This is a genomic window from Novosphingobium sp. TK71 (genome assembly GCF_055361505.1).
This window is the reverse complement of sequence record NZ_CM143962.1, coordinates 859,749-873,297: the sequence shown is the minus strand read 5'-3', so window position 1 is coordinate 873,297 and position 13,549 is coordinate 859,749. Positions and strand designations below refer to the sequence as shown.

13 protein-coding genes are annotated in these 13,549 nt (G+C 61.7%); 10 read left to right on the top strand and 3 right to left on the bottom strand.

Going from position 1 to position 13,549, the window contains the following annotated elements; translation table 11 throughout:
• Positions 1-46: 46 nt before the first annotated feature.
• The 3 genes from ACXJ16_RS03895 to ACXJ16_RS03885 all read right to left on the bottom strand — a co-directional run bounded on the left by ACXJ16_RS03895 (position 47) and on the right by ACXJ16_RS03885 (position 4,278).
• A complete protein-coding gene (locus ACXJ16_RS03895; RefSeq protein ID WP_463921355.1) occupies positions 47-2,632 on the bottom strand; it encodes a TonB-dependent receptor domain-containing protein in 2,586 nt (861 codons plus the stop codon).
• 103 nt (positions 2,633-2,735) lie between these two features.
• Positions 2,736-3,713, bottom strand: coding sequence for a FecR family protein (locus tag ACXJ16_RS03890; protein ID WP_463921354.1), 978 nt, complete (start codon positions 3,711-3,713; stop codon positions 2,736-2,738).
• Entirely contained in the window at positions 3,706-4,278 is a 573-nt protein-coding gene (locus ACXJ16_RS03885) for an RNA polymerase sigma factor (RefSeq protein WP_463921353.1), read from the bottom strand. Before ACXJ16_RS03885 ends, ACXJ16_RS03890 begins: the two co-directional genes overlap by 8 nt.
• 826 nt (positions 4,279-5,104) lie before the next feature.
• Between ACXJ16_RS03885 and ACXJ16_RS03880 the strand changes: the two genes are divergently transcribed.
• Genes ACXJ16_RS03880 through ACXJ16_RS03835 form a run of 10 tightly spaced genes read left to right on the top strand, consistent with a single transcriptional unit; the run spans position 5,105 to position 13,548 of the window.
• Positions 5,105-5,371, top strand: a complete 267-nt coding sequence (locus ACXJ16_RS03880; RefSeq protein ID WP_463921352.1) for a flagellar biosynthetic protein FliQ — start codon at positions 5,105-5,107, stop codon at positions 5,369-5,371.
• A 12-nt stretch (positions 5,372-5,383) separates the two neighbouring features.
• Positions 5,384-6,142, top strand: coding sequence for a flagellar biosynthetic protein FliR (locus tag ACXJ16_RS03875; RefSeq protein ID WP_463921351.1), 759 nt, complete (start codon positions 5,384-5,386; stop codon positions 6,140-6,142).
• A gap of 1 nt (position 6,143) precedes the next feature.
• Positions 6,144-7,229 carry an EscU/YscU/HrcU family type III secretion system export apparatus switch protein gene (locus tag ACXJ16_RS03870; RefSeq protein ID WP_463921349.1) on the top strand — a complete coding sequence of 362 codons (1,086 nt, stop codon included), beginning with the start codon at positions 6,144-6,146 and terminating at the stop codon, positions 7,227-7,229.
• The gene (locus ACXJ16_RS03865) at positions 7,219-9,258 is read left to right on the top strand and encodes a flagellar biosynthesis protein FlhA (protein WP_463921348.1); all 2,040 of its coding nucleotides are present in this window, start codon (positions 7,219-7,221) and stop codon (positions 9,256-9,258) included. Before ACXJ16_RS03870 ends, ACXJ16_RS03865 begins: the two co-directional genes overlap by 11 nt.
• Before the next feature lie 12 nt (positions 9,259-9,270).
• Entirely contained in the window at positions 9,271-10,026 is a 756-nt protein-coding gene (locus ACXJ16_RS03860; RefSeq protein WP_463921346.1) for a flagellar hook-basal body protein, read from the top strand.
• A 1-nt stretch (position 10,027) separates the two neighbouring features.
• Positions 10,028-10,792 carry a flagellar hook-basal body protein gene (locus ACXJ16_RS03855; protein WP_463921345.1) on the top strand — a complete coding sequence of 255 codons (765 nt, stop codon included), beginning with the start codon at positions 10,028-10,030 and terminating at the stop codon, positions 10,790-10,792.
• 10 nt (positions 10,793-10,802) lie between these two features.
• The gene (locus ACXJ16_RS03850; RefSeq protein ID WP_463921343.1) at positions 10,803-11,504 is read left to right on the top strand and encodes a flagella basal body P-ring formation protein FlgA; all 702 of its coding nucleotides are present in this window, start codon (positions 10,803-10,805) and stop codon (positions 11,502-11,504) included.
• Positions 11,501-12,085: a flagellar basal body L-ring protein FlgH gene (locus ACXJ16_RS03845; RefSeq protein WP_463921342.1), complete on the top strand. Its 585-nt coding sequence runs from the start codon at positions 11,501-11,503 to the stop codon at positions 12,083-12,085. Before ACXJ16_RS03850 ends, ACXJ16_RS03845 begins: the two co-directional genes overlap by 4 nt.
• Positions 12,082-13,191: a flagellar basal body P-ring protein FlgI gene (gene flgI / locus ACXJ16_RS03840; RefSeq protein ID WP_463921341.1), complete on the top strand. Its 1,110-nt coding sequence runs from the start codon at positions 12,082-12,084 to the stop codon at positions 13,189-13,191. The genes ACXJ16_RS03845 and flgI overlap by 4 nt, the downstream gene beginning before the upstream one ends.
• Positions 13,192-13,203: 12 nt before the next feature.
• Positions 13,204-13,548, top strand: coding sequence for a flagellar basal body rod protein FlgB (locus ACXJ16_RS03835; protein ID WP_463921339.1), 345 nt, complete (start codon positions 13,204-13,206; stop codon positions 13,546-13,548).
• The last annotated feature ends 1 nt before the right edge of the window (position 13,549 follow it).

Here is a 13,549-nt window from a genome sequence, read left to right as displayed (position 1 = left end):
CCGGCCAATCCGGCAAGCCTGCGAGGCTTACCGGTGATTGATTCCATCACCATGCCTTGGCTACTCCGATCCCGATGTAGCGGCCAATTCCGGAATAATTGGTCGTGTCGAAAGGCATGTCGTAGATGCTCGATGTCGCGATGGTCTGCGGCAGGTCGTTGAGCAGGTTCTGGATCGTCAGGCTAAGGACAAGGCCGCGCAGCGGCCCGTGACCCTGTTGGAACGCATATCGAGCAGTCAGGTCAACAGTGGTCTGCCCGCTGACATCGGCCGGCGTGGCGGTCCGGGTATCTGTCACCCCGTCGATCCGGCTCACGGTGGTGTTCAGCGAGAAGCCGTCGAGGCTCCACGTCGCGCTGGCACGGCCGCGCCAGTGCGGAGGATTAAACAGGGTGCCGGCAAGCTGGGTTGCCGCAGCGCCGGCAATAAGCGTCTGGGTGCTGTGGAGATAGCTTGCGTTGAGCGACAGCGAGATGGATCCCGCTCCGCCACCCAGGTCATGGTCGTAGTCGGCCAAAACATCGACGCCGTGGATGCGCTGGTTTCCGGCATTCACGCTCGTATTGTTGGCGATGGCGACCACCTTCGAGGCGTCGAACGGCGCGCCAGCGCCGTTGTAGAATGTGCCTGCACTGGCAACGATGGCCTCGATGGTCGCAAGGCTGGGATTCCATTGAACGAAAGGCGCGTAGAGCGGATTGCTCAGCGACTGCGATGAGTATGTAATCGGGGTGACGATCCGGTCGGTGTAACGCGTCGAGAAGTACCCGACTTGCAGGGCGAGGCCCGGGATCTGATGCGGCTTGTACCCGAGCGTTGCTGTCCAGCTGGTTGCGCGCTCAGGCTTGAGGTCCGGGTTGCCACCGGTGAGATAGAGCGCGGTGCCGCTCGTTCCACCCAACGAGGTTGCGTTGTAATAGAGAGCGCTGAGCGCAAGGTACTGCTGGTAGAGCGTCGGAGCGCGGAACGATTTGCCCCAGTTGGCCTTGAGCGCCAGATCTTTGACCGGTGCGTAGATGGCGCCGAATTTCGGCGTCACGACATTGTCGATGCCGGGATAATGCTCGAACCGGAGCGCGCCGCTGAAACTGAGCCGATTGATCCAGGAGATCCCTTGATCCGGCGAGATGACCGGTAGGCTGAGTTCGCCGTAGCCGTAGTAGCTGTCCTGCGAGTAGCGGCCGGTGAATGCGTTCCCGGCGCCGCGATCGATGTAGAGCAGGTTGTAGCGGTAGCCGAGCCCCATTGCGATCTTCGCGGGGCCACCCGGAAGATCGAACAAGGGTCCGTCGGCAGTCAGCTCCGCCGAACTACCCTTGTTACAATAGCATAGCGCGATCGTACTGGTCTTGGTGTTGCCCGTATAGGCATCACTCCAGAGACGAACGTTCTCGGTACCGTAGACGCCCAAAAGCCCGAGCCGCCAGCCACCTTGAAGTTCCAGTTTGAGCGATGGCGCGACGGAGAACGACTTGCTTCGGGACACCTTCTCCGTGTGGCTGATCGACAGGTCGCCCGCCGTATTGTTGGGCTGGACAAGCACACTGTCGCGGTTGTTGAAGAGTCCGTCGACCTCGAATGTGAGCGTGTCGGTCAAGTCCTGGTGCGCCGCACCGGCAAAGGCATTGCGTTTCATCGGCGGCACGATCGTGTTGCCGGGACGCGATGCCGCGAAGTCTCGGTCATTGGACAAAACCTGTGTATTGCGGGCGAACTCGTAGGATCCGACAAACCCGCCCGAGCCCCAGCGCTTTCCTGCGGTCAGCCCGTATTGCTGCCGAAAATCGCCTCCCTCCGTGGAGGTGCCGAGATTGGCTGTTGCGAGAATGCCGTCGTAGTCCCGGCGAAGCATGACGTTGGCCACGCCAGCGACCGCGTCAGAGCCATAGAGCGCTGAAGCGCCATCTGCGACGATCTCGATCCTGTCGACCATCGCCATGGGAAGCGAGGAGATGTCGACGCCCTGCCGCGAGCCGTTGTACGCAAGCCGGTGACCGTTGATCAGTGTCAGGGTCGCATCGCTTCCCAGGCCCCGAAGATTGACAGTCGATGCCCCGCCCACATCGACGCCGCTCGCGGTGGGCGTGTTGGAGCCGAGGCCGGGGTTCTGACCGCCTCCGAAGGATTGGGGAATGCTTCGCACGACATCACCCAGATCCGTCTTGCCCTGCTTCTGGATTTCATCGCTGCCGACGGCGATGACCGGCGATGTGACGGGAGCACCACGAATGCGGCTACCGGTGACCGTGATGGTAGATCCGCCATCGTCCACTGAAGAGGCGGTGCCACCGGGTTGCGATTTCCCTTCGAATACCGGCCGAATGACGAAGCCTCCCCTCGTCGGCCTGGCAGCCAGGCCGCTGCCCGACAGCAGCCTGTGAAGAGCTTCCTCGAGCGTGAATGAGCCGTGCAGAGCGGGAGCGCGCCGCTCGGCAACGCTCCCGTCATCCGCAAGGACCGTTCGGCCCGAGAGCAGCGCCAATGCCCTTAACGAGTCTGCCAGGCGCTGCTCGGGCAGATCGATGGTAAATTGCGCAGTTTGCTGCGCTTTTGCGACCGAAGGGCAAAGTATAATGGCGACAAGCGACGTCGACGCCAGCCAAAGGGTGGCGGAATAAGCACTTCTTTTCATTTTTCGATTCCCCCCTGAACTTGAATTGTCAGGTCAGGAGGGAGAACGATGGATATCTAAACTGCCCCACGCCTTTTTTTGAGGTATTTTTGGCAAGCCGATTTTACGGCCGCGAAAGGACAATTTGCGAAGGATTTGGCCTGTCAACGTGGAGGTCGAACATCTGCGAAACTGCTTCTGCAAAACCCTCGGGGTCATTGGCGCGGAAACCACCAGTGATCACTCGCCCGCCCAGATCGTTCGCGGCCAGGACGATCTTTATCCGGTTGTAGCGATTGATCGCCGCAATCGCGTCATCGAGCCGGTTCCCGTCGAGTGCGAGCATGCCGGAAATCCATTCGACGTCGGCGCGAGACAACGGAATAGCGGCGCCGCGCGAACCGATTTCAATCTGGGAACCCAGGGCAATTTGTCGCGGGGCTCCCGAAGCCGGATCCGCCGCGCTCAGTTCAACCGGTTTCTGCGGCGCAGATATTCGCAGGGACGCGCCATCACGCCGCGCGTCGAAAGTGCCCGTTTCCAACGTGGCGCTGCGCTCCCCGGCGGTCACGACATAGGCTCCGGCAGCGACGTTATTCATGCGAATGCGTCCACGGTGAATAGCAATCCGCCGGACCTCGCCCGAAATCGATACCGACACCCGAGTGTCGGTATCGAGAGTGATCGAACTTGCATCGGGCAGACCGAATGTACGGATTTCGCCGATGTGGGTCTCATAGGTCGCGGCCTGAGCCGGCGCGACGATCTCGGGAAACAGGCGATGCGAACTGAGCCATAGGCTCGAAAAGCCCGCCGCGACAACCGCAGCTGCTGTCGCAAGCGCCACATGCGTGCGGCGGCGCTCGTAAAACGGCGCCTTGGGCAGCTTTCCATCGAAACCTGCAGCGCCTTTCGACATCAGTCCGGTTTCTGCGAGGGCCGCAATGGTTTCCTTGAACGCCTGCAAATTGCGAGGATCGGCCCTCAGCCAAGCCTCCAGCTTAGGCTCGAGTCCCGGCTCCTGCGCATCGCGGCGGTCGATCCAGCGGTTGGCCTCCTCATAGAAGCTGCGCGGGAGCGAATAATCCTCGGCGTCAGTCATGACTGCGCAGGTGCCGGCCAAGTTGCTTGATCGCGATGCCCATATGCCGTTCGACCCCCTTCTGGCTCAGCCCCGTCTGCTGTGCAATTTCAGCGAGGCTATATCCATAAACCCTGCGCGCCAGAAAGATCTGCCGCGTGAGGGGCTTGAGCTTCAAGACTGCATTCTCGATCCGCCGCAGGCGGTCCCTCGCTTCGAGCGCCGAGACCGGATCGCAATCGGCCAGCTCGTCGGGTTCGACATACGGACCGTTTGGCGTGGAACCACGCATGGCGGCGCGCGCATTGTCCCTTAAAAGGTTGCCAGCCGATTGCCGTAGATAGGCGCCCGGATTCTCGATCTGGTCGGCATTCTCCCGAGCGGCAAAGCGTGTAAACGCCTGCTGGACGACATCTTCCGCATCCTGGCGCCGGGACCGGCGGCTCACGAAACCCAGGAGACCCGAACGCTCTTCGCGAAATATATGGTCGAGCGCCTGGTTCGCCCGACTTGGAAGATCACCTTGCGGCGGGAGCGCTTCGTCCGAACTTAAAGGAATTTGGTCGAGACTTAGGGCAAATCGCATGACTTGCCACCGGGTTTTTCAAAGACTGAAAGTAATCGCATTGGCCAGCTCCGCTCGACTTACGAAGCGGAGCCGGTCAATGCCCGGGTCTTGAGAACATGCAAGCACATGCGCCGACGCTTTAGTCGCGATGCGACCTGGACATCCGCCGACAACCCGTCACGCCCACAAAAGTGGGACGAATTCCTTTCGCTTGCGAGGTTCTCACGCCTCGGCACCGCTGAAAAGGCGATGCAATGAAAACCTTACTTAAAGCGCACATATCCTCAACAGCAAAATTGCATCAAGCTTTTGTGTGCCATTATGGCCACGCATCCCTTTCCCTGCTCCGCTAAACGTGGCGCATTCGCGTTTGTTTTGACGGCTCTCATGTTTTTATCGGAGGGCATGCTTAATTATCGACCGACAACGTAGAAATATTCGTAGGGTAAACTTTTCAAGCGTCGTTCCTGTCCAACTCGCGCAATTCGCATAGCCCCATGGCAAAGCCACGGCACTCACCCAGATCATTCGCTTCTTCCGATGAGTTCCTGCGAGCAGCGGGCATTGGCGGTAGGGGAATTGAAGTGCGCGCAAACCTGCGGGCTCTCAATCAACCAATCGGATTTCGCCCCCCGGATTAGCTTTTTTAGCCTCTCTCCCACTCCGACTCGAATATTGTAGCACCAATGTTGCAGCCCAAGACTGATCCACTCTGTCAGGAGACAGATAATGCAAAAATTTCAGTCGCAAGAACGGGTAATTTAACGGTTAATTCCACTATTTTTCCGCTTGTGAAATTACGTGAAATTTTAGAAAGAGCCTGAGACTTTCAATCTGGGGCAAAATGGACGGGGATCGAGCGCTTGGCCTGATGAATGGCCTCTTGTGGAACGCAATGGTGATTGCGGGCCCCATTTTGCTTGCAGCATTGCTGATCGGCATCCTGATCAGCGTTCTCCAGGTAGCAACGCAACTCCAGGAAATGACCCTAAGCTACGTCCCCAAACTGGTCGTGTCCGCACTCGTGCTCATTGTATTGGGTCACTGGATGATGAACCGCATCACGCAGTTCGCCGTGCAGACGATCAGCACGCTGTCACAGCTAGGATAAGCCTGCCTGTCCATGGTGCTTCCCGAAATCCAGACCTGGATTGCGTCCTGCCTCGCCCTCGGACTGCGGGTGGCGCCGGTTTTTGCCTATGCGCCCCCGTTCACCTTGACGCGCCTTCCGCGCCTGTTCCTGCTGCTGTTCGGCCTTGGCCTCTCGATAGCGCTCGTTTCGGCCGAGCCGTCACGCCGCCTCTCCAGTGTCGAGCTCGGCGCCCTGATCCCGGCGGCACTGTCCGAACTCGCGCTCGGGATTTCGATCGTGCTGGTGTTCCAGCTGTGCTTTGCCGCCCTGCAGTTTGCCGGACGCCTCGTCGACCTTCAGGCAGGATATGGCCTAGCCTCTCTGATCGATCCTGGCACCCGTGCACAGACACCGTTGGTTGGAACCATGTTCGCCTACGCGACAGGCGCTCTCTTCTTCTCGCTCGGCGGCCATCTGGAACTGCTGCGCATCCTGTCGCTCTCGCTTGAAAAGGTTCCGCTTGGCGGCTGGGCGGCTCCCGCCTCGCTCGACCATCTCGTCCTGTTCGTGTCGGCGATCTTCATGGCCGGGCTCGGCGTCGCGGGCGCAGCCATTCTCGCCCTCTTTCTGACGGACATCGCCATCGCCCTGCTCGCCCGGACCGTTCCGCAGATGAACGTCCTGATCCTTGGCGTGCAAGTAAAATCGATCGCCCTGTTTCTCGTCCTCCCCCTGTGCTTCGGGTTCGGGGGTGCATTGATGGTGCGCATGATCCGCCTGACCCTCGAAGCGATGCCGGGGTTCTTCTGAGATGGCAGACAGCGAACAGGAAAAGTCCGAGCAGCCGACCTCCTACAAACTGCAGCAGGCCCGCCGAAAAGGCACGGTAGCCCGCGGGATGGACCTCGGCTTCCTGTCTGCGCTTTGCGTACTGCTGGCCTACTCCTGGTGGGCGGGACCAGACCTCTTGGCAGCGCTCCATAACCAGCTACGCCTTGCACTGCTCTCAAGCGGAACGCTGGGAGACGGGACCGGCCCTCTCGTTGAACTTTTCAGAATGATGGCCTGGCCGATCGTTCGGCTGCTCGGCATGTTGCTGCTCGCAGTGATAGTCGTCGTGGGGGGCCTTGAAATCGTGCAGACGGGCGTGGTTTTCTCCGCCCAGCCGCTCAAGCCCGACTTCTCGCGCCTCAACCCGGCCCAGGGACTCAAGCGACTGTTTTCCGCAAGGTTGCTGATCGAGACGGTCAAGAACGTCCTCAAATTCTCGATCTACGGCGGCGTTTCCTATCTCGTGATCCGCAATTCCGTGAACGAGAGAGCGCCAAGCATTGTCGAGGGTGGCACGCTGGGCGCCTCCATGGGAGGGCTAGGACTGCGGTTGCTGGCGATCTTTGCCGGAGTAGCACTGATTTTCGCGGTCGCCGACCAGCTGATTTCCCGCAAGCAGTTCAGCAAGAAGATGCGAATGAGCCGGCGCGAAGTCCGCCGCGAGCACAGGGACCGTGAAGGCGAACCGCGGCTCAAGCAAAAGCGCAAGCAACTCCACGGAGAGTTCGTGAAAACCAGTCAGAGCCTGCGCGACCTCAAGGGGGCCGACGTCGTACTGGCTAACCCCGAGCACATCGCCATCGCCTTGCGCTTCGATGCCGCACGCATGGTTGCTCCCACCGTCGTCTCGAGCGGCACGAACGCCCTGGCCCAGCGAATCAAGCGACTGGCGCTCAGTTACGGGATCGTGGTGATCGAGGACCGGCCCCTGGCACAGAAACTCTACCGCGAAGCGAAGCTGGGACAGGCCATCCCCGAGGGATGCTATGCTCCGGTCGCCGAAGTCTACAACAGCCTGCGCCGCAAGCGCCGTCAGGCAGAAGCCATTGCAAGCCATGCTGAGTAAGTTCTTCGAGCGGAATCACGACCTCGTGCTGGTCGGCGGGATCATTGCCATCCTGCTGGTCCTGTTCACGCCCATCCCGACGGTGCTGCTGGACCTCCTGATCATCATCAACGTCGCGTTCGCGCTCTCGATCCTGCTGCTGACGCTATATGTCGAACGGCCGGTCGAGTTCTCGACCTTTCCCTCGCTACTCCTGGTCGCGACGCTCTATCGCCTCGCCCTCAACGTCGCGGCGACGCGCCTCATCCTGACCGGCGCTAATGCCGGTGAAGTGATCGGGGCAATCGGTGAGTTTGCCGTACAGGGCAATTTCGTCATCGGGCTCGTCGTGTTCTTCATCCTCGTCGTCGTGCAATACGTCGTCGTCACCGCAGGCGCGCAGCGAGTTTCCGAAGTAGCAGCCCGGTTCGTGCTGGATTCCGTCCCCGGCCAGCAGATGAGCATCGATGCCGACCTCAACATGGGGCTGATCGACCAGAACGAGGCGAAGAGGCGCCGCAAGTCTCTCGAGAAGGAAGCGGCCTTCTATGGCGCGATGGACGGCGCGAGCAAGTTCGTGAAGGGCGATGCCGTCGCGGGCATCATCATCCTGCTGATTGACATCATAGCCGGCTGGATCGTCGGTGTCGTCCAGATGGACATGGCCTGGAACGAAGCGCTCTCGGCCTTCACGCTGCTGACAATCGGTGACGGAATCGTCACGCAGGTGCCCGCGCTCATCATTTCGGTGGCGACAGGCATCATCGTCACCCGCTCGTCCGCCGACCGGCAGCTCAGCACCGAGATCTTCAGCCAGCTCGCCTCGGTGCCCAAGATCCCGATCATCGTTTCTAGCGCCCTGGCCCTGCTGCTGCTGCTGCCCGGCATGCCCAAGTGGCCGATCGCCGTGCTCACCGGCATTGCTGCAGCCCTTTTCATGGCAAACCGCCGCAAACGGCGAGCGTCGCAGGACTCTCTGGAATTCGAGGAAGTCGATGCCGAAGGTCGCCAGTCCGGCGAAATGCGTGCCCTGCCGCCCATCGAGATCCGGCTGGGGCGCGATCTCAGCCAGCATTGGCAGGGGATGAAGGCGCTTTTGGCCGAGCGCATTTCCGCCCTTCGCGAACAGCAGGAAAAGACGTCCGGCTTTCACCTTCCAGCCGTCGTATTCCAGGACGGTTCGCAGCTCGGGCGCAACCAGTACGAAATCGTGATCCATGGTGCCCGCTATGGCCACGGTCAGCTCTATCCAGACAGGACGCTTGCCATTCGCGCCGCGGGATCCACCGGAGAGATGCCGGGGATCGAGACCCGCGAGCCCGCCTTCGGCCTGCCCGCAGTCTGGATCGACGATGATGTCGCGGAAAAGGCGCGGACATCGGGTCATACCCTGATCGACCCATTAACCGTCCTGATGGCCCACGCCACCGAGATCTTCCGCAGCGAAGCGGCACAGCTGCTCTCCCGCGCCGATGTCGTCGCCATGCTCGAGGGCGTGCGCTCGCGCCAACCCGGGCTCATCGAGGAACTGATCCCCGCCATCATGACGGTGTCGGACGTGCAGCGCGTACTGCAGGGGCTGATGGCCGAGGAAGTTCCCATACGCAACATCGACCAGATCCTGGAAGCGCTGGTCGATGTCGCGCGCTCCACCAAGGATCATGTCGAACTGACCGAAGCGGTGCGCAGGCGCCTCAGCCACAGCATTTGTCATCACCTGCGCGGCCGTAACGACGATCTGTCCGTACTCAGCCTCGATCCCCGCGTCGAAGGGCAGATCACGGAGAACCTCAGAAGATCGGACGGAAGGAGCGATTTCATCCTCGATCCGAAAGCCGCCGAGCAGTTCATCCGCAAATTGATCCCGATGGTCGACGCGATGCTGCAGAAGGGGCTCAGCCCCGTCCTCCTTTCCAGCCCGGAAATTCGCCACCACCTCAAGACGTTCACACGCCGCACCGTTCCCCGGCTTTCCGTGCTGTCCGTGAGCGAGATTCCTCACACCATCGATCTTTCCTCATTCGGCGTGGTGGCTTTCGATGGCCAATAAGCCTGTCGATAAATGCATCCGGATCGGAGCAGACATTGCGCGCTCCGAACAAAGCAAATAGGCAAACAGCATATGGGCCATATCATTGAGGCGGGGGGCGTGCTCATCTCGGATGCCGGAAGACGGCTTGAGACTGCGGCGCTCAATATCGCAAATGTCACCACCCCGGGTTACAAGGCTGTAATTCCGTTTTCGACGTACCTTTCGGGAGCCGATACCGCTCTCGAGAGGCCGCAACCTTTCCAGATGATCACGGATCTTGCCGACGGCCAGATCCGCCAGACCGGCAACTCTCTCGACATTGCCCTTCACGGCGAAGGCCTGTTCGTATTTTCCGGCGACAACGGACAAGTCTTCGGCAGGGGCGGACAGCTTCACGTCGATGCCGATGGCCGGCTCGTGAACCAGTCCGGGCTCGCCCTCCAGGGCGGCAGCGGGGATATTATCGTGAGAAGCGAGGCAATCGAGATTATGGCCGATGGCACTGTGCTCGATGGCGGAGAACCGGTGGCCCGAATCGATGTGGTGCGCTTCGTCGATCCAGCACAGGTTACGCGCCTCGGTACCAATTTCACCACGGATGCAGCCAACATCGATGCCCTGTCGGAAGCCCGCATCGGCCAGGAAGAACTCGAGACGTCGAACGTGTCGAGCGCGCATGAAATGCTCTCGATGATGCAACTCCAGCGCTCGGCCGAAACCGGCCGCCACCTAGTTCAGGTCTACGACGACCTGCTGGGCCGCGTGCTCTCGACATTTGGACAGTGACATGAACGGTGCATTCTATATTGCGGCAACCGGCCTCGACGCGCAGCAGAAGGCGCTTGATGTCACTGCCAACAACGTCGCCAACGTCAACACCACGGGCTTCAAGCGCTCTGCGGTGCGCTTCAAGGATCTGGTCGCGCAGAACGGCGAGAACGGGCTGCCGATCCTGCCGAGCGGAGCGCACGCGCTGGGCGTCAGCGCGACGGGCGAGGAGAAAGTCTGGGAGCAGGGAAGCCTGCGCCAGACCGGCAACGTGATGGACATTGCCATCGACGGGGCCGGCTTCATCGAGATGATGGGCCCTTCTGGCAAGACCCTGCTGTGGCGGGGGGGCACGCTCAAGGTGAACTCCGAAGGCTACCTCGTCGCGGCGGACGGAACCCAGCTTCGCGCGATGATTTCGGTACCCCAGGAAGCAAAGTCCATTGCCTTTGCCGAGGATGGCACGGTCACCGCAACGCTGGACGGCGAGGACGGCCCCGTATCGCTCGGCCGGATCGACCTATTCGTTGCCAAGGACAAGGCTGACCTGACCGATCTTGGCGGCGGCTACTACAATTCGGTCGATGAAGCCGACGCCCTGGTGGCCCAGCCCGGCGAGGAAGGCGCAGGGCGCCTTGTCCAGGGATCGCTCGAGGGCGCCAACGTCCAGCTGTCGGATGAAATGGTCACCCTGCTGATGGTGCAGCGCGCCTATTCCGCCAATGCCCAGGTGGTCCAAGCCGGCGACCAGTTGATGTCCATCATCAACAACCTGCGCCGCTGATCGCGCCGCGATGCCCTTCCTTCCGATCGTCCTGCTCGCTGCCATCTGCGGCGACGCGCCATGCACTGGTCGCCTGGAGCTCGTGGACAGCGCTGCGCTGCATGGTCCCCTCGTCCAGCTGAGCGACGTTGCCGACCTGACAGTGCTTCCCGCGTATCTAAGGCACGCAGCAGGCGATGTGGCACTGCTGCGCCTCGATGGCCGGAATTCGCGTGTCGCTGTTCCCAAGCAGTTGCTGATCGACCGGGCGCGCAGAAGCATCCCCGCCCTCTCCGCCTGGCTTCCAGCCCATGCCAACGGTGTCGTCGAGCTCAATATCGTGCATGCGAGCCAGCGCCCCCAGTCGCCGACGCTGCAGTGCCTGCGAGCGAAACGGCCCGTTGCGACCCAAAGCAGTGTCCGCACCGCCGATTTCGAGCCCGAACGCTGCCCATCCCAAAGGCCCGACCGGGCCTTTGGGTTCGATGCCGCGACCAACACCGTGCAAACGACCCGCCCCCTTGCGTCCGGCGAAATCGTCGCGCGCTTCTCGGGCTATGGAAGCCAGGCCGTAGCACGGGGCGATAGCCTCAACCTGCAGGCCCGTTCAGGGCCCGTCACCGTGACGCGCAAGGTCGAAGCGCTCCAGTCAGCAAAAGCTGGGCACAAAGTCTTTGTCCGCACCGCCAACGGCGAAGTGCTGGTCGCACAAGTGGGGGCAATCGAGCCATGAATGCCTTTGCGAAATGCCTGATCGCGGTCACGAGCCTTGCCTCCCTGCCCTGTGCGGCTGATGCCAGCGACCTCTACGCTCCCGGCGGTTTTTCGGCGCTGGCCTCGGACAACAAGGCACAGTCACGCGGCGATATCATTACGATCGTGATCTACGAGAATGCATCGGCGAGCAATTCAGCGACTTCGGGCTCAAAGAAGGGAATGAAGGTCGCAGGTTCGATCTCGGGCGGTTCGTCGTTCGACGAGGCGGCCCAACTCGGCCTTTCCGGTGCCTCGGACAATTCGGGCGGAACCGGACGCGCGGGCAAGATGGTGGCCCAGATCAGTGCCGTCATCGAGGATGTGCGGCCCAACGGCGACCTTGTCGTCGCCGGCGAACAGACACTCAAGATCAACGGCGAGGCTACCCACATCCGGCTGCGCGGGCGGGTGAGGACAGCGGACATTTCAGCGCAGAACGCGGTCCTTTCCAGCCGTCTTGCCGAGGCAGCGATCGATTACGACGGCTCCGGCTTCGTGACGCGCAGCGCACGGCCGGGAATCATCTCGCAAATCTTCAACTTCCTGGGGCTGCTGTGAAACGCTTCTTCCTGGTTGCAGCCTTGCTGACCCTTGCCCTGCCGACAATATCGGTAGCGCAGGAAGTTCGCGTCAAGGATCTCGGCCGCTTCCTCGGCTGGCGCGACAACGCGCTCGTCGGCTACGGCATCGTCACCGGGCTCTCGGGATCCGGGGACTCGCCGCGCAGCACGGTTACCCGCCAGACGCTCAGCAACGTGCTCAGCCGCCTCGGCATCAGCATCCCGCCCGATCAGTTGCAGAGCCGCAATGTCGCAGCCGTGATCGTGACCGCAACGCTGCCTCCTGCTGCCAATCTCGGCGACCGCATCGATGTGACCGTGACCTCGATCGGCGACGCGCGCAGCCTGGTCGGCGGCGCTTTGCTGATGACGCCGCTCCTCGGCCCGGATCGGCGCAGCTATGCCCTTGCCCAGGGCTCGCTCGTGGTTGGCGGCTACAACTTCCAGGATAGCGTCAACCAGCGCCAGAAGAACTATCCGACCGCCGCGTCGCTGCCCGGCGGCGCGACTGTCGAAACGCCGGTATCGGCCGTGCTCACCGATGCGGACGGCTACCTCACTTTCGTTCTCCAGGATCCCGATTTCACGACAGCCACGAAAATCGCGGCCGGCCTCAATGCACGGCTCGGTGCCGGCGCGGCGCGAGTGCGCGGGGCCGATGCCGTACTGATCAATACCCAGAGCGCCGGCGGCGACATCAGCGGTCTGATCGCCAACATCGAGAACGTTGCGGTCATGCCCGACCGGCAGGCCCGCATCGTCATCAACGAGCGAACCGGCACCATCGTGGCGGGCGGCAACGCGATGATCTCGAGCGTGGTGATCGCCCAGGGCGATGTCCGTGTCTCGATCTCGGTTGATCGGACGGCGTCCCAGCCGCTCATCTACGGCGGCTATGCCCCCGATGCGCGCAGCCTCATCGTGACCAACAGCAAGCTCGATGTCGACGAGGACCGCGACGCGGTTGTCGAGCTGCCGAGTTCGACCGTCGCCGACCTGGCGCAGGCCCTCAACCGGGCCAAAGTCGGAACCCGCAACATTATCGCCATCCTCCAGGCCATGAAGGCCGCCGGCGCGCTCCACGCCGACATCGTGGTGCAGTAAGGATTATCGCCTGTGTCCAATGAAATCGCGGCCATTACATTGAAAGCGCTCGACGGCCTCGACTTGCGTGCCTCTGCAATAGCCCAGAACATCGCCAATGCCGGCACCCGCGGGTACCGGCCGGTTCAGGTGTCCTTCGAGGAGCAGCTGCGCGCTGCCGCATCGCAAGGCGAGGAAGCCATCTCCAACGTCAGTCCGACCATGGAATTTGCCCCCATGCGCCCGGAACAGGACCGAGTGAGGATCGACCTCGAGCTTGCTGCCGCGTCACTCACGGCCGGCCGCTATGCCGCACTGATCGAAGTGCTGGGGCGCAACCTGCAGCTCGACGCGCTTGCCATGCGGGGAGACCGCTGAG